This is a genomic window from Roseburia sp., assembly GCF_041325975.1.
GTDB lineage: Bacteria > Bacillota > Clostridia > Lachnospirales > Lachnospiraceae > Roseburia > Roseburia rectibacter.
Window position 1 is genome coordinate 336,369 of the sequence record NZ_JBGLEJ010000004.1, and the last position, 19,325, is coordinate 355,693.

The window sequence follows — 19,325 nt, forward strand, 5'->3', positions numbered from 1 at the left end:
GGGCATTCGCCTCAAAAGCGGGACCCTCCCCACTTTTGGAAACGAAAGCTTGTAAAACATAAAAAGCTTTCAAATAACCGTATTATAGAGATCGATAACTGTTCACCGCTTGAAATACGGAAACTCCAGAACAATCTCACGATGATCGCAGACAACGAGGGAATCGAATTCGTTTACGGAAAAGGAAAAAGAAAACCTGCACTTCAACAGCTGCATGAGGAACTGGAACAATGCGGAAAACGACTGATGGAATATAAAGAATGCTTTGAGATCATGGGAAAAGACAGAAACAGTTATTCCAAAACAGATCTGGAAGCGACTTTTATGCGTATGAAAGAAGATCACATGCTGAACGGACAGTTAAAGCCAGCATATAATGTTCAGATCGCGGTAGAGAATTATTATATCGTACATGGATATGTAAGCAGCGACCGCACCGATTATAATACCCTGATCCCGGTCCTTGAAAAACATAAGAATGCTTTCGGGAGTATTCTGGAAGAAGTAACTGCGGACAGCGGGTACTGTAGTGAAAAAAATCTGCTTTATTTAAAACGGAATGAAATATCCAGTTATATAAAACTGCAGGATCATGAAAAGCGAAAAACACGCGCTTATTCAGAAGATATCAGTAAATATTACAACATGAGGACAGGGATCTTTGAAGATGAACAGTTCTATATCTGCCATGACGGACGTGAACTGCGGCATCTCAGGATAGAGAGCAAAGAGCAGGATGGATATACACAGACCTTTGAGGTATATGGTTGTGCAGACTGCAGCGGATGTGAACATAAAGCGCGTTGTCTGTATAAGTATGATGCGGAAAAAGATGCCGAAAAGAACAAAGTCATGAAGATCAATGAACAATGGGAGAAACTGAAAGAAAGATCGCATGCCAATATCCAGAGTGAACGCGGGATCCTGAAACGCCAGACACGTTCCATTCAGACGGAAGGACATTTTGGAGATATCAAGGAAAATGAGAACTTCCGGCGTTTTAATTACCGTTCGGCAGATAAGGTATATAAAGAATTCATGCTGTATGCTATTGGAAGAAATATAAATAAATATCATCGTTTTTATACGAAAAACTGAGAAAATTTGAAGGAAAAACTGCCTAGAAAAAAATGCGGCTGAAAAAATCCAAACAAGGATTTTTTGCGGCCAAAAACAGAAAGTATTTATCAAAATAAAAATATCCTGAACAAGTTGCAGAGCCAGAAAGCTCTGTAACTGTCAGGATATTTTTGTTTGGTGCTGTCAGCTCTAAAAAACGTTATTTACCGACAGCTCCCTGTTTTGTTTTAATGATATTTATGCATCCGTACATAATAGCTGATGCATAAGATCACAGTGGCTCCGCTCCATGCTGCAATCTCTGCAAAGAAAATACCGTCCTGTCCGATAAAATGGGGAAGGATCAGTGCAGCACTGATACGCATGACAAATTCAGCCATACCACTTACCATAGGCATTAAGGTATCTCCCATCCCCTGAAGTACAGATCTGTACACGTACAGGAAGTACAAAACCCAGAGCATGGCAGCCATAATAGAAAGGTATTTAAAAGCAATTGCCAATACCTGCTGTGTCTGCTGCGGTTCACCTGAGATGAAAAGTGAGAGAATATTTTTTCCAAATAAAAACATGGCAGCAGAAATGATCAGTGAGGTAAGCAGGGAAAGCAGCATACTGCTGCGTACGCCTTTTCTGATCCTGTCAATCTTTCCGGCTCCCAGATTCTGACCCACATAGGTAACGATGGCATATCCATAGGAAATAGCAGCCATTTCCAGCAGACCATAAAGCTTGTTTGTAGCTGTAAATCCTGCTACAAAAAGGAAACCATAGCCATTGATCACATACTGGACTACCAGACCGCCCACACCGATGATGATATTCTGAAATACAACAGGAATACCAAGCTTCATCAGGCGGGCATTCATGCCGGAGGCAGGCATAAAATCTGCTCTGGTCAGATGAACGATATCAATTCTGCGTAAAATCAGGAAACAGTAAACAGCGGAGAAGCTCTGTGCAATCACAGTTGCGATTGCTGCTCCTGCCACACCCCATCCGAAGCCTGCCACAAAAAGGATGTCCAGTGAGACATTCAGCACAGATGCGATGATCATTGCGGTCAGCGGTGTTTTACTGTTTCCCATAGCCCTTAGAGCAGAAGCAAACATATTATAGGCTGCTGTGGCGGGGATTCCACAGAAAATGATGCGCAGATATAACAGAGACATTCCGATAATATTGGAAGGTGTATGCAGCCCTGTTAATACCAGCGAAGCAAATGACTGGCTGAGAATCAATACTCCGGCTGCGATGAATGCGGTCAGCCGGTAACTGTGAGCCAGAGATTTACGCAGATTTTCGAAATCCTTTGCCCCATAATACTGGGAGAGTTGAATAGAAAATCCCTGAGTGAGTCCTGTGGATATTCCTGTGACAACCCACATCAGAAAGTCAACAGCACCCAGTGCGGCAAGAGCCTCCACACCTGCAACCTGACCAACAATCATGGTATCCACCATTGTATAAAGCTGCTGACAGATATTTCCCAGCATCAGGGGAATTGCAAAAAGAATGATCAACCGTCCCGGTGAACCGGAGGTCATATCCTGAATCTTGGTTTTCATTAGTATAAAAGTTCCTTTCCGGAGCATATTTGAAAAAGTTTAGAAATGATTATTCGAATATGCCCTGATATTTACATTGATAATTTTACATCATTAACGTGAAAAATGAAATATAATATATCATCAGAATGATATAAATTTATCAATACCTGCTATAAGCAGCATGTTGTTGAAATTATTATGCATAGCGCCTGAGAGGAGTTTTTGATTGCTATTTTTTAAAATACAGATATATAATAGAAGGCAAGTCTTTACGGAAGGAGACATGAATTATGCTGAAAAGATTCACTAAATATGTAACCCAGAGTGTTGCCGGAATGATCGGGATTTCCGTTTATGTTCTGGCAGATACTTTCCTTATATCTGTATATTCCGGTGCTGACGGACTGGCAGTTCTCAATTTGATCCTGCCGGTTTATGGACTGATCTATGCGATTGGGGCTATGATCGGGATTGGTTCCGCTACCAGGTATGCCATAAGCAGGGCAAAAGGAGAAAATACAGAACATTATTTCGTACAGTCAGTAACCTGGAGCATACTGGTTGCTGTTCCATTTATGCTGATCGGAATTTTTATTCCGGACAAAGCATTGGCTTTGCTGGGTGCAGATGCCGGACTGATCGGACTTGGACGAAACTATGTGAGAATTATTCTGATCGCAACACCATTCTTCATGTCAAATTATACATTTACTGCATTTGCCAGAAACGATGGGGCGCCTTCTATTGCAATGATCGGTTCCATCAGTGGAAGTATCTTTAACATTATATTTGATTATATATTCATGTTCCCAGTCGGTCTGGGATTTTCCGGAGCCGGACTGGCTACTGCAATCTGTCCGATCGTAACAATGAGCGTCTGTACCATACACTACAGAAGCAGCAGAAACCATGTAGGATTCCATTGGAAAAAACCGTCATTCAGACACCTGATTTCCTGCTGTCAGCTAGGAGTTTCCGCATTCGTCGGTGAACTGTCTTCCGGTGTGATCGCTATTGTATTTAACTTCCTGATCCTGGGAATTGCAGGAAATGTAGGTGTAGCAGCCTATGGAGTTGTGGCAAACCTTTCTATCGTGGCATTTGCAATCTTCAACGGTCTGGCCCAGGGAGCACAGCCTCTGATCAGTGAAAGCTACGGAAAAGGTCAGCCTACTCAGGTAAAAAAACTTCTGAAATGGAGCCTGCTCGTATGTCTTGCAGTAGAAGCATTGATCCAATTGATCATCTGGACAGCAACTGACCCGCTAATCAGCATTTTCAACAGTGAAAACAATGTTCAGTTATTGAATTATGCACATACAGGACTGCGTCTGTATTTCCTTGGATTTATAGTTGCAGGAATCAATGTTGTACTGGTGGCATATTTCTCAGCAGTAGATGAACCGAAAATCGCGATTGTGGGATCATTCCTGAGAGGAATTGTTGCTATTGTTATCTGCGCAGTTATACTTGCGAAATTATTCGGATTAAATGGAATCTGGATCTCTCTTCTTGCAGCGGAGACAGTTACGTTTCTGACGATTCTGTTTCTGGCATATAAAGACAGAAGAAAAAGAATGGGGCTGTCGGGAAATATGTAAAAAACGTTATTTACCGACAGCTCCACTATTGATTGTGATTTCCTTAATTATGATGTCATAAAACTGTTTCCCTCAAATGGACTTTCGCTTCCCTCTGCGTCATCCATAAGTATATTCATTGCAATAATATATTTTGCAGCATGTGGCTGCTGGTCTATCATCTCCTCCAGAGATTCTTCCAAATCATATTTATGATAACGAACCCAACAAGCTAAGTTACAGGATTGCTGAACAATATCACGAATCATGCTCCGCATGGTTTCTTCATATAAATGAATTGCGTCTGCATCAATCTTTTCGATATTCTCCTGTAATTGCCTGTCTGCTTCTTCTTTCCTCTGATTTAACAATTCATATTGCTCCTGATAGCGTGCTTGGTATTCCTCAGGTAATTGAATAAACGCCCATAAAACCTTTACAACATCTGGATCCAGATCTCTTTTTAATGCTGGTAGCTGAATATATTCTTTTTCCATAATAGTTTCCTCACTTAATAATCCATTTTCCAATTTTGTGTTGTGCTGATTCCAGTATAACTTCCATAAACACTCCGATCCACAGAAAGAACAGCAAGATACCACTGGCAACTGCAAGTAAAGCAAACCGCTCCCATTGTCTGTACCAGAGCAGTGTTCCAATCAGCATAAAACCCAGAATGAGATTGACAATCCCTTTGCCGATGCAGTAGATTTCAACTACGATCTTTACCAGTAAATGGGCAGTGGCTAATAATAACCACACCGGTAACAATAAAATTTTTCCTGCCATTCTTAAAACAATCATAAGTACCTCCTTCAGTTTGCGTACTGTGGCATGTCGTGATTTACCGCTGCTTTATAATAACTTCCAATCGTTGATGGTGCATTAAATAAAGCAGCCAGCAAATATTGTTTTATGTTTCTGACTTTCGTAGTATTTTTATCCATGCACTCCAGCACATACTCGATATGCGAATAATTCAGTTTCAGTAATTTTCCCTTCACAAAGCCTGCCGGATAATATTCGCCGGCGATCCGTATCATATCCTTTTCAGTTTGAACGGTCTCCAGAATCAACTGATATATTTCTTCTACCAGATCCTGCTCTCTGCTATATGTATGCAGTAAAACATCAAAATCAATATTTTTCTTTACCAGTTCAGCATAAGCATTGATTGTCTGTTCTTTTTGATCACATCGAATCCTATCGCCATCTGATTTGATATGATTCGATGTGATATTACTCTGATTATTATAATTCATATAAGTCTTATTATATAGCGGTACCGTTTTGGGAACCTCTTGCAGTCCGTTTTTGGGCACTTCTGAGGTATCTGTTTCGGCACCTCTGAGGTGCTTATTCATCACCTCAGGAGTTCCCATTTCGATACTTCTATGTACCACATCTTTTTCCTGTGAAGTTCCCATTTCATTACTTCTTTGACTACTCTGATGTGCCATAAAGCTCTTAACATATATAATGTTCGGCAATCCAAAGCCTCTCTTTTTCTTTTCAATCAGTCCGATTTTCTCCAATTCTGTGAGATAATCCATTGCTTTTTTCTTAGAGAATCCCAAGTCACTCTGTATCTCCGTGATCTGATAGATAATGTACACCTTGTTTTCTTCGTCAACTTTCCTTCATACTCAAGTACATCGCCGAAAAGTGCCGGAGTTGTTGTAATCTCCTTAACTCCTGTGACAAATACCTGAGAGATTGTTTTCATCATTGACCAGCCATGATCAATGCCGATTACTTCTAACTTGTTATTCATGTTCCTTTCACTCCTTTTCTGTATTGTCTGCATTATTGTTTTGCAAAATTTCATATAATTACCCACACCCTTTCAAGTGCTCGGTTTTGTCAGATGCAGGAATATCATCAGACCTGCCATAAAAATGTTTTTTCATTAATTCCTCATACAGTTCATCACTCTCTGCCTTAACTTTCATAAGACAGTAAAGAACCACTATACTAATAATGATTACGAACCAAATTAACACCTTGCCCATTCGACCACTCCTCTCAAATAAAAAGAGGACCAAACCAGCTGATGGAGTATTCCATCTCAAGTGCTAATTTAGTCCTCACTAAATGTTTTTGATATAAAATTGTACCTAATCTAAGCACACAGATTCACTCTCAGACTGATTGCGGACATCTGTGATACTGACTTGGATTTTCGGTTTAATATTGCAGCGCTGCCCTATCTTTACCGCTAAAATGGTATAAAAATAAGGACTAAATTAGGCATAACCCCTTGATTTTACTGGGTTTCATCTAACTTGGTCCTATTATAACTCAAACACCACGTTCCCATTTGGAAACTGACTTATCACTCTTACCCAGTTTCTCAACAAGCTGTTTTTGAGTCATACCAAGTTTTTTTCTTTTTTCTGCAATATAGCTTCCGATTTTCACAAGGTCCATAAATACTTCCCCCTTTCAGAATTATAGTATCTATTTTGTCCCAAAAAGTACACCCCTTAATGGTAGAATCGTATTATATAGGCAGAATCTCATCCAATTTCATAAAAAAAATGATAAGATACTATTTCTCTGTTTTCCCATTACCCAGGTTGCATCCTATTACGCTTCCGTATCCGTTTCTACTTTCTGCACCCACTCTTTTTGCATAGCAGCAGCCAGAAAGCATTGAATCAGTTTCATAGAAAACGCTCCACATTCACCATTTATAATCATCCTTACCGCTTCTCCATGTCTCAATTTGCGTTTATATGGTCGTTCACTGACCAATTTTTTGATGTACTATTTCAGGAAGAAAAACCCTTTTATTCTTCTGCAAAAAGTTTCTGCTTCCGCTCAATCATCTCATCAATTCTCTCGATATACTGCCCGACATCCTTGACATTCTCGCATCGTTCGATCCGATGTGTGCCATCCGGATTTGGTTCTGTCCAGACACGTTTTGTGGAAGCTCCGGCTCCGCAAGCTACGATGGTCTGTTTCTCTTCCATGATCAGAATATTATAAACTCCCGCTTTTCCTTCTTTCGCATAACCGACATTCTCAAGGTTTCCCGCCATTCCCTTCTGGCGGTACAGATAATAAGGGAACAGGTCCATCTTCTTCGCATAGGAAGCGGTCAGGTCCATATGTTCCTGCGTGTTGACCATCTTATAATCTTTATAGTCTTCCTTGAACATATTTAAGCGCGCCGCGCGTTTTAGTGCCAGAGAGTGAACAGTCAGATTGTCCGGTTTTAACTGCATGATCTGCTCTAATGTATCGCGTACATCCTCTAAAGATTCTTCCGGCAGTCCCATAATGAGATCCATATTAATATCATCAAATCCAAGTTCTCTTGCGATCTTAAAACTTTCCACAGTCTGTTCTACCGAATGGCGCCTTCCGATCAGGTCGAGCGTTCTCTGCTGCATGGTCTGCGGATTGATGGAAATTCGTGTGATTCCCCATTTGCGCAGCACCTCTAATTTTTCTCTTGTGATGCTGTCCGGTCTGCCGGCTTCCACAGTAAACTCAAGGCAGTCTGACAAATCAAAACTACATTTAATTTTACGGATCAGACGGTCTAACTGATAAGGCTCTAATGTTGTCGGCGTTCCGCCACCGATATAAATGGAATTTAAATGCTTGTGATAAAACTTTGCCGCCGTATAATCAATCTCTTTTTCCAGTGCATCTAAATAAGCATCCACACGGTTCTTCCAGCTTACAAGCGGATATGATGTAAACGAGCAGTACAGGCAGGTCGTCGGACAGAACGGGATTCCGATATAAAGACTGTATCCGTTGTCATAATCAATTTTCTTTAAGATCGCATTTTCTCGTTCTGCAATATCGGTTGCAAGTTCAATCTTCTCATCGGAAGCAAAATAGGTATCCTTCATATACCGGTAGATCTCCTCCCGGCTTTTTCCTTCCTCCAGCAATTTCATAGGAATCTTCGTTGGACGGATTCCGGTCAGGTTTCCCCATGGAAGTGTTCGTTTCGTATAATCACAGAGCATACGGTACAGCATCTGCTTCAGCTGATTTTTCGTCCGCACGCGATCCGAAAAATCTACCTGAATTGTCTCATCCGGTATCTCTTTTACTTCTTCCTGACCCGGTTTTTCATTTGCCTGCGCATCCTCATTTGCATGCACGATCTCCTGCCATGTGATCTGAATCGTATCTTCCCCGTAGTTTACCTGCATGCGGATATCGATTTTTTCATCATATTCTTTTTTTTCTGCCGACACACCCACATACTGTTCCGGGAAAAATGCCTTGATCAGAGAATGAATATCATATTCAAATTCCGGTTTATTTAATAAAACTTCTATCATCCCAAAACCTCTCACTTACAGATACGGATTATACATCCGCTCTGTCCCAATCGTTGTAATATCATTGTGTCCGGTGTACACGGTCGTTTCATCCGGAAGCGGCAGAAGTTTCTCCTTAATGGAGCGGATGATCTGTGCTGCACTGCCCTTTGGAAAATCAGTACGGCCTACCGATGTGCAAAAGAGTGTATCTCCGGAAAATACAACATTCTGATAAGGGAAATAATAACAGCATCCCCCCACCGTATGTCCCGGCGTATGAAATACACGGATATGAAAACCGGCAAGGTCGATCTCCTGCTCATCTTTCAGGAAAATATCCGCATGATAAGTTTTCTGTACGCCTTCCCAGCCACTTAAGTTAAGAGACGGTGTATCTAATGTCTCTTTCTCATGTTCTTCAGCATATATTTTAATATCAAAATGCTTTGCAAGTTCCTCTGCTCCACCCGCATGGTCAAAATGTCCATGTGTCAGCAGGATTGCCACAGGAGTCAGATTTTCCTGCCGTATCTTTTCTGCAAGTTTATCAGCACTTGCCCCCGGATCAATAATCAAAACTTCTTTCGTGTCATCATTGACCGCAAAATAACAGTTTGTCTGTACCGGACCAACTACATATTGTTCTACTTTCAGTGGTGCCATATTTTCCCCTTTCCTGTCTGACAAAATCTTTTTCTTTACAGAAAAACTGGCTGCCCATCTGGATGCGGCTCATGTTTCCCACAACCTTCTGACAACCAGTTCTTTTAGCCCGTCGTTCTCTCTATATCAATGATACTCTCGATCTGCCGCAGTCTCTCCACAACGCTTGTAAGTTCTTCCCTGCCCTTCGTGCTGAAAGATACATCGATTGTTGCAATTCCCTGCTTGCTTGTTTTGGAGTGAATCGAATCAATATCGATCTCACGCTCTGTAAATACCTTTGTGATATCCACGAGAAGACCGGTTCGGTTATTGCCGTAGATCTTGATCTCTGCACGGTACAGGCCACTGCTGCCGGACTCTTCATCATGCTGCCACTCGGCATCGATCAGACGCTCACGCTCCATATCAGACAGATTGATAATGTTGATACAGTCTGTTCTATGGATGGAAACACCTCGGCCTCTGGTTACAAATCCAACGATCTCGTCTCCCGGTACCGGACTGCAGCACTTTGAAAAATGCACTGCCACATCATAAAGTCCTTTTACGATGATACCGCTCTTGGAATGTTTCTGTACGACCTTATCTTTATTCTCGGCAATGGTCTCAAGCACTTCATCATCCGTGATACACGCAAGATGGTCTTTTTTGTATTCCTCATACATGCGGTTTACGATCTGACCTTCTTTTAAACCACCATGTCCGATCGTTGCAAGGCAGGAATTCCAGTCATGGAAACCATATTTTCTTAAAATTTTCTCCTGATATTCCGGCTTATTGATATCCGGGAAATTGATTCCCTTGGATTTTGCCGATGCGATCAAAAGTTCCTTGCCGTGTGTAATATTTTCTTCTTTTAACTCACTGCGGAACCACTGATTGATCTTATTTTTCGCCTGGGTGCTTTTTACAATATTTAACCAGTCACGGCTCGGTCCCTTTGAATTCTGGGAAGTGATTACTTCCACACGGTCACCGTTCTGGATGATGTAGTCGATTGGAACCAGTTTTCCGTTGACTTTTGCACCGATCATCTTATTGCCGACCGCGGAATGAATACTGTAAGCAAAGTCGATCGGCGTGGAACCGGTCGGAAGATTCTTGACATCTCCGGTCGGTGTAAAACAGAATACCGTATCGGAAAACAGGTCAAGATCGCTCTTTAGCAGGCTCATGAACTCTTTATTATCTGACATGTCGCGCTGCCACTCTAAGATCTGACGGAGCCAGCTCAGCTTTTCCTCTTCGGTAACGGTCATTGGCTGTGACACACCGCCATTGTTACTTGCCTCTTTGTACTTCCAATGGGCAGCGATACCATATTCAGCCGTACGATGCATCTCAAAGGTACGGATCTGTATCTCAAACGGCTGACCGGTCGGTCCGATCAGAGTCGTATGGAGTGACTGGTACATGTTCGGCTTAGGCATCGCAATGTAGTCTTTAAACCGTCCCGGAATCGGCTTATACATCTCATGAATCACACCGAGTGCTGCATAACAGTCCTTGACGGAATCCACGATGATGCGGATGGCAAACAGATCATAAATCTGGTCTAATGTCTTGTGCTGATTGACCATTTTTTTGTAAATACTGAAGAAATGTTTTGCACGTCCGTCAACCTGTGCAGGAATTCCTGCATCTTTGATGTGCTGACGCACTTCTTCCACCAGTTTCTGTACATATTCGTCCCTGACACTCTTGCGCTGTGCAATCTGATGTACCAGATCATAATAGGCATCCGGCTCTAAATACTTGAGTGAGAGATCGTCCAGCTCGATCTTGATCTTGGAAATACCAAGACGCTGTGCGATTGGTGCGTAAATATCCATCGTTTCACGCGCTTTTTCCTTCTGCTTCTCAGGTGTCATGTATTTGAGCGTACGCATATTGTGAAGACGATCCGCAAGCTTGATCAGGATAACACGGATATCCTTTGCCATTGCAAGGAACATCTTACGAAGATTCTCTGCCTGAACCTCCACTTTATCCGCATCATAAGAGAGCTGTCCTAATTTGGTAACACCATCTACCAGAAGAGCAACCTCATCTCCAAACTCCTGTGCAATCTGTTCATCCGTCATAACAGTATCTTCCACAACATCATGTAAAAGTCCTGCAACGATCGTCTCCTTATCCAGCTCTAACTCCGCTAAAATAATCGCAACACACAATGGATGGATGATATATGGCTCGCCGGACTTTCTTGCCTGTCCCTCATGTGCATCCCTCGCAACATGATATGCTTTCTCGATCAGCGATATATCTGTCGATGGATGATACTTTCGCACGCTGGCGATCAGTTCGTCATATAGTTTTTCCGGACTCTCAAACTCTTTCATCGGCTTGATGTTATCGTCCTCTTCTTTTACTTTTTTTTGCAGATCCAGTGATTCTGATGAAAAATCCGCCATGTGCCTCACCCACTTTATCCCTTTTTTAGTAGTTTATATTATATTTTATTTTTATGGAAAATGCAACGTTTATTGATGATATCATACCCCGCTTTTGCTTATGGTATAGCGTTTCATGCATTTTCCGTCCAGATCCATTTCCTCCCGGAACATAAATCCCAGTTTTTCTGCCAGACATTCCGATGCTTTATTTCCTTTCTGGATCAGACAGTTTAATTTATCGAATTCAAGAAAATTCCATGCGTAACCGATCACAGCAAGACAGACCTCTGTTGCATATCCTTTTCTCTGATACGATACGTCGATCATATATCCAAGTTCCGGCTCACCGTCACACGCCTCACGATTCTCGATCCCGACCCGCCCGATCAGTTTTCCCGTCGCCTTTTCGATCACGACCCACATGCCGTACCCATAAAGGCGGTACATATAGTTAATATACGACCGCTGATACTCTTTTTCCTTTTCGTATTCATACAGCGGGTCTAAATATTCCGTCATTCCCTCCCCGGCATACAGTGCAAACAGGCCGTCTAAATCATCCAGCGTGATCTCCCGCACGATGCAGCGTTCTGTCGTGACGATTGTCCACGGAATACCATGTTTACGTTCATACGCACGAAGCAGAAACGTTTCATCCACTTCCTCAAGACCTTCGATTAACATAACCGCAGCCTGCATTCCCTGTTCTTCGATTCCCTCCGTCACTTCATCTGTGCTGTCATTACAATTCACGTTCTGACTACCAATTTCTGTAATCACATCGTCCGGTACTTCTCCTGTGCTCTCATTCTCTGCTCCGCCCGGTCCGATATATCCCAGCGTTGCCATTCCAAGCTGATCCATATTAGAAATAATGTGCCCATCTGTAGAGATGAGCACACTTTCTTCTGGCGGGAACAGAGAAAACTCTGCTCTGCGATTGGCATTATTTTTCCCTGTTACCACCAGTTTCAGATCCGGTTCCGGTCTGATATTCTGTTTTAAATAATCCAGTTCCCGCTCCGGGAGTCTGTCTGCTATTATAAATCTTAATTCCGGCATCGTATTTCACATTACCTCAATCGCTTATTCTAAGGTATCCTCTTCTGTATCCGGTTCCGGCACGACCGGATCTGTGGCATAATCATATTTGATATCATCATATCCCCATCCGGCAATGATATCTTTTGGTTTGCCATCTACCATAACTGTTTTATAGGTCGTTATTCTTACAAAATAGCGTTTGCCCTTGGTAAGTCCCTTGATCGTATATCTTAATTTATTACTGTTTTTGATCTTGATCAGATGGATATCTTTTTCCGGTGTCGAATAAAAACCACCTTCTCCATCCGTATACTGGATCATATAACCGGTAATCTGCTCTTTGGTCTTCTTTGGTACATTCCAGCTTACCGTAGCAGAATTTGACGTCATCACCAGATCATTCAGCATTGCATTCTGCGGTGCGATCGTAAACTCCCGGATGATCGTTCCGCGGAAGTCACCTTTTAATTTAATCTGAATACGATGCACTCCGATACTCCTGCAGTCTGTCAGATATTTTACGGAATAATTCTTTTTCGGAACCGTCTTTCCGGTATAATTACGTTTTACCGTTACTGCAGGTTTATGTTTCTTTCCGTCGTAGACATAAGTTGTCTCTCTCTGCCAGTTATCATCCGCAAGACACACATACAGGCTGGTTGACTGTACTAGCGGCCATTTGTTTTTGATGGAACGGTTATTTTTAAAAGTAGACTTTTTAATTCCAGGAATCTGTGTCCATGAACTTAAGTCTGTATAGGAGAGAAGATTCTTCGTCTTATCCAAAGACTCCTTTGAATCGATCACCTTAAATGTATTATAGACCTTACGCTCCCTGCCATTGCTATCGCGAAGTCCCCAGTAAAAGCCCTGATCCACATCCGACTGTGGTTCGGTATCTCTCGCATAGATAAAGGATTCGATCATCTTATTTCCTTCGCTGATATAATAAGCATACGCATAAGTTGCTGCCTGTAATTCTTCTCCCTGTGTCGAATTGAATGCCTGCTCTGCGAGCATAATCGTCGCATCTTTTCCGATCTTCTTTTTCACATATTCTGTAAGAACAGAAATGTTTTTCATAGTGATGATCGTAGAATCCACTCCACTGCCTGCTAAAGAGTCATCCCAGAATTTTGGCTCCACAAGACCCTGTGAATATGCATGATATGCAATGTTTGGACAGATCTTACCCTGCGCTTTCAGTTTCGAATAAAATGTGTCCAGTGTATTCTTCGTCGAGAAAAAGCTGTTCCCGCCTCCATCGACATCCTGATTCCAGTTATAATCAAGGCTGATATATACCTTTGAATGGCTGCTGACACTCTTTGTGGCATTATATGCAATGCGGAATGCCCGCGCATAATCATCCATATACGCACTTAAACTTTTTCCGCCCGCATAGTTCCAGTCATAAGGGCTGTCAACCTCATTTCCTAAGATCCATCCGGACACCAAATGCTGTTCATTTCCAAACTTTTCTGCCATGTAACTCATAAATGCTTCCCAGGTACGGCATCCTGCTGCTGATGTTGTCTTAATGGAAGAAAATATTTTTCCACCGCCATAGCTCATTTTGCCCGCCTGACCTTTTGCATCTTTTCCAAGCAGAAGAATCACATATACTTTTGAACCATCATCAATATACTGTCTGACCTGATCCTGCAGCCAGTTTACACGATCCCTGTCAAATGTGTATTTTTTCCCGCGGTATTTATACACCTCTTTATTTCCGCAGTCTTTGTTTAAAATTTCTTCGATTGACCAGTTTAAGACAACATGCTGCGTACGGAGTTTCTTTACCGACGTGTGATCTGCCCAGTCCGGCTGCAGTCCTTTTTTAGACGTTGTCTTAACACCGGTACCGGTGTAGGATGCCAGTGCCTCCGGATTTGTAATATACTGTGCACCACTGACTGCTATATATTTTTTTCCTTTTTTGTATGCAGCCACAAATTTCTGGCAAAGCATGCTGCTCTTATATTTTACAGAAAATGTGACAGTACCTTTTTTAAAGTTAGCGGAAGCCACCGGTTTTCCGGCAAGTTTTGCATTTTCTTTCACATTGGCATCTACCGAAAACAGGTAAAGTTTTTTTCCCATTCCTTTCTGTATTCCGGCAACTTTTGCTTTTACCGTTACCTTGCTTCCAACTGAATTTACTTTACAGGATACTAACTGTACCGGTTTTCCAGCCGCCATAACTGTTGTCTGTCCCACCGGTAAAAGTCCTGCTGCCATAATGGCCACGAGACAGATACAGATAACTTTCTTTAACATTTTCATAACTTATATTCCCTCACTGTTTACCGGTCATGTACTGCGCCGATAAGTTCTTTGATATCTTTTACCTGATAGCGCTCCATATAATCACGGATTCCATCTACGATCTCCATAGTGACCTGCGGATTGGTAAAGTTTGCCGTTCCAACAGACACTGCTGTTGCACCTGCAAGGATCATCTCGATCGCATCATCCGCATTCATGATGCCTCCCATACCAACGATCGGGATATTCACTGCCTGCGCAGTCTGGTATACCATGCGGACTGCAACCGGATGCACTGCAGGACCCGACATACCGCCTGTTCTGTTCGCTAATGCAAATGTACGTCTGTGGATATCAATCTTCATACCTGTCAATGTATTGATCAAAGATAAACCATCTGCACCGCCAGCCTCTGCCGCACGTGCCATCTCAGTGATATCTGTTACATTCGGAGAAAGTTTCATGATGACCGGCTGCTTTGCATGTGCCTTGATCTCTCTTGTAATATCCTCCACCATTTTCGGATTCTGTCCAAATGCGATACCACCCTCTTTTACATTCGGACAGGAAATATTGATCTCTAACAGATCGACCGGCTGATCGGCAAGTCTGTCTACAACTTCAACATATTCCGCAGTTGTGTGTCCACATACATTGACAACAATTCTGGTATCATATTTTTTTAAAAACGGAATATCACGCTCGATAAAAAGATCGATACCCGGATTCTGAAGTCCGATCGCATTTAACATACCGCCATACACTTCTGCCACACGTGGTGTCGGATTTCCCTCCCATGGCACATTTGCAACACCTTTTGTCACAACAGCACCAAGACAGTTCAAATCCACGAACTCAGAATATTCTTCTCCGGCGCCAAACGTTCCGGACGCAGTCATGACCGGATTATTTAATGTCACTCCACATAAATCAACTTTCATGTTCATCAGAATTCTACCTCCTGTGCAAGAAATACCGGTCCCTCTTTACAGATTCTCTTATTTTTCACATTACTGTGTGCATCTTTTTCTTTTGACTTGCACACACAGGCAAGGCAGGCACCGATTCCACATGCCATACGCTCTTCCATGGAAATCCAGCATTCGATATTCTGCTCTGCCGCGTATTCTTTGATCGCACGAAGCATCGGTGTCGGTCCACAGGCATAGATGATATCTGCGTCTAATCCATTCTCACGGATCGCATCCAGGACATTTCCTTCCGTTCCGGCACTGCCATCCTCCGTTGCAATATAGATCTGTCCGCGATTCCGGAAATCCTCTAATAAAAACAGTTCATCCCTGAATCCAAGCACGATCTTTTTCTCGCAGTCTAACTCTTTTGCGAGTTCTAACATTGGCGGAATTCCGATTCCGCCGCCGATTAAAAATGCTTTTTTATTTTTCTTCGGAAATCCGTTTCCAAGCGGGCCAACCACTTTTAACTGCATACCGGTACGCATACCGGAAAATTCTGCGGTTCCCTTTCCTGCCACACGGTATACCAGACGGATGGCGCCGTCTTTTCTGTCGATCTCACAGATACTGATCGGTCTTGGAAGCAGTCTGCTTCCCTCATTACAGTAAACAGAGACAAACTGTCCTGCCTTTGCATGTGCTGCGATATTCTCTGTGCGAAGCCACATGCTGTAAATGTCATCCGCGATCTCTTCCTGCCTGATGATGATCGCAGTTTCCTCAAATTTTGTACCCTTTGTCTGCATGAATTTTCTCCTTTTATTAACCGCTTTTCTTATTCTTCATATACAATGTGACCGCCAACGATCGTCATTTTTACTTTTCCGGTCACGGTTCTGCCGTCAAACGGTGTATTTCTTCCTTTGCTGGCAAATTTATTTTTATCAATCTTATAAGTCTCATTTGGATCAAAGATCACAATATCTGCTGTCTTTCCCGGTGCAATATCACCCTTATCGATTCCAACGATCTTTGCCGGATTGTAGCTCATTTTTTCTGCCATCTGCATTGGTGTCAGATAACCGCCAAGTACAAGCTCTGTATAAGTCAGGCATGCAGCCGTCTCAAGACCTACGATTCCAAACGGTGCATTTTTCATGGATGTATTTTTATCTGCAAATGTATGCGGTGCATGATCGGTAGAAATAACATCCATAATATTGTCACGAAGTCCGGCTCTTAATGCCTCCACGTCTTTTTTGGTACGAAGCGGAGGATTCATCTTGAAATTGGTATCTGCATCCGCATCCGCAGCGATCACATTCTTTTCCACATCCATTTCCGGTGCGATCTTGCGGATATCATCAGAAGTCAGTGTAAAATGATGCGGGCATACTTCAGCGGTAACTTTTACATTCTTTTGTTTTGCAAGATCCACCATCATGACAGAATCTTCCGTCGAACAGTGACATAAATGCAGCCTTGCCCCTGTGTCGTGGCTTAACATGATATCTCGTGCTACAATGATATCTTCTACAGAATTGGTGATTCCCTTTAACCCAAGCTCCCTTGCGTGCTCATCCTCATTCATGACACCGCCATTGACAAGATTTTTATCCTCACAATGTGCAAGTACCACAATGCCCAATTTTGCAGCTTTTTCCATCGCCTCGCGGTATAACTGGGCATTCATGACGGATTTTCCGTCCTCACTGATTGCAGGGATTCCAGCCTTTACCATTCCCTCAATATCCGCAAGTTCTTTTCCTTCCTGATTTTTTGTCACGGCACCCACCTGTAATACATTTACAAGTCCGACCGTTTTTGCCTTATTATGCACATAATTTACAACATCCGGATTGTCAACAACCGGTTTGGTGTTCGGCATTGCAAGAATCGTTGTATATCCACCGTGTGCTGCTGCGCGGCAGCCTGTTTCGATCGTTTCCTTTTCCTCAAATCCCGGATCACGCAGATGCACATGCATGTCAATAAATCCCGGCATGACAAAACATCCCTTTGCATTGATCTTCCGGTCTGCTTTCTCTTTGATCCCTTTTTCGATCTTAGAAACAACACCATTTTCCACCAACACATCTGCAACTTCATTCATCCCTGTGGCAGGATTGATCACCTGTCCATTTTGAATTAATATTGTCATAATTTCTCCATTCCGAAGCACGCTTTCATCGCTTCTGTGCAAAATTTTGTCTGTATTCTGTCAAATTTTATATCAGTGTACCATATGCAAAAATCTTCGTAAACACAAAGCCTCTATAAACTGCCATAGATTTCCGGCGTGACATAGGCGCGGATAAAAATGCCCTCCGGCCGGTACTCTTCCTCTAAAAGTTCTCCACTCTTTCTGATCTGCTGTAAAATTCCAGCCTCCTGATAAGAGATTGTACGCTCCACTAATATTTTATTATCCCGCAGCAGCGTACAGAAAAGTTCTTTCAACTCCTCTAATCCTGTTCCCTTTTTTGCGGAAACCGCCAATGTATAATCTGCCTTAAAATCACGGATCGGCTCCTCATCTGTGACCTGATCCTGCTTATTAAATAAGGTAATGATCGTTTTTTCCCTGATATCAAGCTGGTAAAGTGTGTCATACACGATATGCATCTGCTTGTCCCGCTGTGGATTGGAAGCATCTACCACATGTAGAATATAGTCCGCATATTTTGCTTCCTCTAAAGTACTCTTAAACGCTTCGATCAGATGATGTGGCAGCTTCCGGATAAAACCAACCGTATCTGTCAGAAGGATTTCCTGTCTGCCCGGCAGCTCTAAGACACGCGTTGTCGGATCTAAGGTAGCAAACAGCTTATCTTCCTCTAACACGCCCGCGCCAGTTAAGTGATTTAACAGTGTTGACTTTCCTGCATTGGTGTATCCGACAATCGCAGCCACAGGTATCTGTTTCTTTTCTCTCTGGGCACGCGTGATCTCGCGGTGTTTACGCACTTCTTTTAATTCGCGGTTCAACTGGGCGATGCGGTCTTTGATAAGACGCCTGTCCATCTCTAACTTTTTCTCACCCGGTCCTCTTGTACCGATACCACCACCAAGCCTTGACATTGACCTGCCAAGTCCGGTCAGACGGCTGAGTCTGTATTTTAACTGCGCTAACTCAACCTGGATCTTTCCTTCACTTGTTGTCGCCCGCGCCGCAAAAATATCAAGAATAATAAGTGTCCGGTCCATGACCTTCGTGTCTAACATCTGCTCTAAGTTTTTAAGCTGTGCCGGTGACAGCTCATCATCACAGACAATACCTGTTGCCCCCAGCTCTGCGATCATGTCTGCGATCTCCTGAACTTTTCCGGTTCCGACATAGGAGCCCGGATGGATCAGTTCGCGTTTCTGGATCAGAGTTCCAACGGTAACCGCTCCGGCAGTCTTAACGAGTTCTGCTAACTCTGCAACAGAATCCTCCGCATCGTCTCCCTCCTGTTCACTGACACCTACTAAGATGACGCGTTCTTTTACCTCTTCTATTTTAATGGGTTCTGGCATTTGTTCCTCC

The 19,325-nt window shown here is 42.8% G+C and carries 15 protein-coding genes and 3 pseudogenes; 2 read left to right on the forward strand and 16 right to left on the reverse strand.

Annotated elements, in window-relative coordinates:
- Nucleotides 1-39: 39 nt before the first annotated feature.
- A pseudogene (locus ACDD58_RS04875) lies at nt 40-1,124 on the forward strand (transposase); the annotation flags it as partial.
- 183 nt (nt 1,125-1,307) lie between these two features.
- Here ACDD58_RS04875 and ACDD58_RS04880 read toward each other — a convergent pair.
- Entirely contained in the window at nt 1,308-2,648 is a 1,341-nt protein-coding gene (locus tag ACDD58_RS04880; protein WP_117919840.1) for an MATE family efflux transporter, read from the reverse strand.
- Nucleotides 2,649-2,920: 272 nt separating this feature from the next.
- Between ACDD58_RS04880 and ACDD58_RS04885 the strand changes: the two genes are divergently transcribed.
- Nucleotides 2,921-4,231, forward strand: a complete 1,311-nt coding sequence (locus ACDD58_RS04885; protein WP_117919842.1) for an MATE family efflux transporter — start codon at nt 2,921-2,923, stop codon at nt 4,229-4,231.
- Nucleotides 4,232-4,278: 47 nt separating this feature from the next.
- Here ACDD58_RS04885 and ACDD58_RS04890 read toward each other — a convergent pair whose 3' ends face one another.
- From ACDD58_RS04890 to hflX, 15 genes and pseudogenes are all read right to left on the reverse strand, one after another.
- Nucleotides 4,279-4,707, reverse strand: a complete 429-nt coding sequence (locus ACDD58_RS04890; RefSeq protein ID WP_117919844.1) for a hypothetical protein — start codon at nt 4,705-4,707, stop codon at nt 4,279-4,281.
- Nucleotides 4,708-4,717: 10 nt separating this feature from the next.
- Nucleotides 4,718-5,014: a hypothetical protein gene (locus tag ACDD58_RS04895; RefSeq protein WP_055066640.1), complete on the reverse strand. Its 297-nt coding sequence runs from the start codon at nt 5,012-5,014 to the stop codon at nt 4,718-4,720.
- Between the two features lie 11 nt (nt 5,015-5,025).
- The gene (locus ACDD58_RS04900; RefSeq protein ID WP_199654224.1) at nt 5,026-5,826 is read right to left on the reverse strand and encodes a DUF6017 domain-containing protein; all 801 of its coding nucleotides are present in this window, start codon (nt 5,824-5,826) and stop codon (nt 5,026-5,028) included.
- 8 nt (nt 5,827-5,834) lie between these two features.
- Nucleotides 5,835-5,984: pseudogene (locus tag ACDD58_RS04905) on the reverse strand (plasmid segregation actin-type ATPase ParM); the annotation flags it as partial.
- Nucleotides 5,985-6,042: 58 nt separating this feature from the next.
- On the reverse strand, nt 6,043-6,222 hold the full coding sequence (locus ACDD58_RS04910; RefSeq protein ID WP_117919850.1) for a hypothetical protein: 180 nt from the start codon (nt 6,220-6,222) through the stop codon (nt 6,043-6,045).
- Between the two features lie 292 nt (nt 6,223-6,514).
- Nucleotides 6,515-6,640, reverse strand: a pseudogene (locus ACDD58_RS04915) (helix-turn-helix domain-containing protein); the annotation flags it as partial.
- Between the two features lie 362 nt (nt 6,641-7,002).
- Nucleotides 7,003-8,523 (reverse strand): coproporphyrinogen dehydrogenase HemZ, encoded by a 1,521-nt coding sequence (hemZ, locus tag ACDD58_RS04920; RefSeq protein ID WP_117919852.1) that lies wholly within the window; start codon nt 8,521-8,523, stop codon nt 7,003-7,005.
- Nucleotides 8,524-8,538: 15 nt separating this feature from the next.
- Entirely contained in the window at nt 8,539-9,168 is a 630-nt protein-coding gene (locus tag ACDD58_RS04925) for an MBL fold metallo-hydrolase (protein WP_118210084.1), read from the reverse strand.
- A 104-nt stretch (nt 9,169-9,272) separates the two neighbouring features.
- Nucleotides 9,273-11,585 carry a bifunctional (p)ppGpp synthetase/guanosine-3',5'-bis(diphosphate) 3'-pyrophosphohydrolase gene (locus tag ACDD58_RS04930; protein ID WP_015521218.1) on the reverse strand — a complete coding sequence of 771 codons (2,313 nt, stop codon included), beginning with the start codon at nt 11,583-11,585 and terminating at the stop codon, nt 9,273-9,275.
- Between the two features lie 81 nt (nt 11,586-11,666).
- The gene (locus tag ACDD58_RS04935) at nt 11,667-12,629 is read right to left on the reverse strand and encodes a GNAT family N-acetyltransferase (RefSeq protein ID WP_370776153.1); all 963 of its coding nucleotides are present in this window, start codon (nt 12,627-12,629) and stop codon (nt 11,667-11,669) included.
- Nucleotides 12,630-12,653: 24 nt separating this feature from the next.
- Entirely contained in the window at nt 12,654-14,897 is a 2,244-nt protein-coding gene (locus tag ACDD58_RS04940) for a DUF5722 domain-containing protein (RefSeq protein ID WP_370776156.1), read from the reverse strand.
- A gap of 20 nt (nt 14,898-14,917) precedes the next feature.
- Nucleotides 14,918-15,826, reverse strand: coding sequence for a dihydroorotate dehydrogenase (locus ACDD58_RS04945; protein ID WP_370776158.1), 909 nt, complete (start codon nt 15,824-15,826; stop codon nt 14,918-14,920).
- Nucleotides 15,826-16,602 (reverse strand): dihydroorotate dehydrogenase electron transfer subunit, encoded by a 777-nt coding sequence (locus ACDD58_RS04950; protein WP_117919862.1) that lies wholly within the window; start codon nt 16,600-16,602, stop codon nt 15,826-15,828. The genes ACDD58_RS04945 and ACDD58_RS04950 overlap by 1 nt, the downstream gene beginning before the upstream one ends.
- 29 nt (nt 16,603-16,631) lie before the next feature.
- Nucleotides 16,632-17,957 (reverse strand): dihydroorotase, encoded by a 1,326-nt coding sequence (locus ACDD58_RS04955; RefSeq protein ID WP_370776159.1) that lies wholly within the window; start codon nt 17,955-17,957, stop codon nt 16,632-16,634.
- A gap of 113 nt (nt 17,958-18,070) precedes the next feature.
- On the reverse strand, nt 18,071-19,315 hold the full coding sequence (gene hflX, locus ACDD58_RS04960; protein ID WP_370776161.1) for a GTPase HflX: 1,245 nt from the start codon (nt 19,313-19,315) through the stop codon (nt 18,071-18,073).
- Nucleotides 19,316-19,325: the final 10 nt, after the last annotated feature.

Bases quoted from the DNA above. Each gene is read 5' to 3' on its own strand.
- ACDD58_RS04880 (WP_117919840.1), bottom strand. From the start codon at position 2,648: ATGAAAACCAAGATTCAGGATATGACCTCCGGTTCACCGGGACGGTTG.
- ACDD58_RS04885 (WP_117919842.1), top strand. From the start codon at position 2,921: ATGCTGAAAAGATTCACTAAATATGTAACCCAGAGTGTTGCCGGAATG.
- ACDD58_RS04890 (WP_117919844.1), bottom strand. From the start codon at position 4,707: ATGGAAAAAGAATATATTCAGCTACCAGCATTAAAAAGAGATCTGGAT.
- ACDD58_RS04895 (WP_055066640.1), bottom strand. From the start codon at position 5,014: ATGATTGTTTTAAGAATGGCAGGAAAAATTTTATTGTTACCGGTGTGG.
- ACDD58_RS04910 (WP_117919850.1), bottom strand. From the start codon at position 6,222: ATGGGCAAGGTGTTAATTTGGTTCGTAATCATTATTAGTATAGTGGTT.
- hemZ (WP_117919852.1), bottom strand. From the start codon at position 8,523: ATGATAGAAGTTTTATTAAATAAACCGGAATTTGAATATGATATTCAT.
- ACDD58_RS04925 (WP_118210084.1), bottom strand. From the start codon at position 9,168: ATGGCACCACTGAAAGTAGAACAATATGTAGTTGGTCCGGTACAGACA.
- ACDD58_RS04930 (WP_015521218.1), bottom strand. From the start codon at position 11,585: ATGGCGGATTTTTCATCAGAATCACTGGATCTGCAAAAAAAAGTAAAA.
- ACDD58_RS04935 (WP_370776153.1), bottom strand. From the start codon at position 12,629: ATGCCGGAATTAAGATTTATAATAGCAGACAGACTCCCGGAGCGGGAA.
- ACDD58_RS04940 (WP_370776156.1), bottom strand. From the start codon at position 14,897: ATGAAAATGTTAAAGAAAGTTATCTGTATCTGTCTCGTGGCCATTATG.
- ACDD58_RS04945 (WP_370776158.1), bottom strand. From the start codon at position 15,826: ATGAACATGAAAGTTGATTTATGTGGAGTGACATTAAATAATCCGGTC.
- ACDD58_RS04950 (WP_117919862.1), bottom strand. From the start codon at position 16,602: ATGCAGACAAAGGGTACAAAATTTGAGGAAACTGCGATCATCATCAGG.
- ACDD58_RS04955 (WP_370776159.1), bottom strand. From the start codon at position 17,957: ATGACAATATTAATTCAAAATGGACAGGTGATCAATCCTGCCACAGGG.
- hflX (WP_370776161.1), bottom strand. From the start codon at position 19,315: ATGCCAGAACCCATTAAAATAGAAGAGGTAAAAGAACGCGTCATCTTA.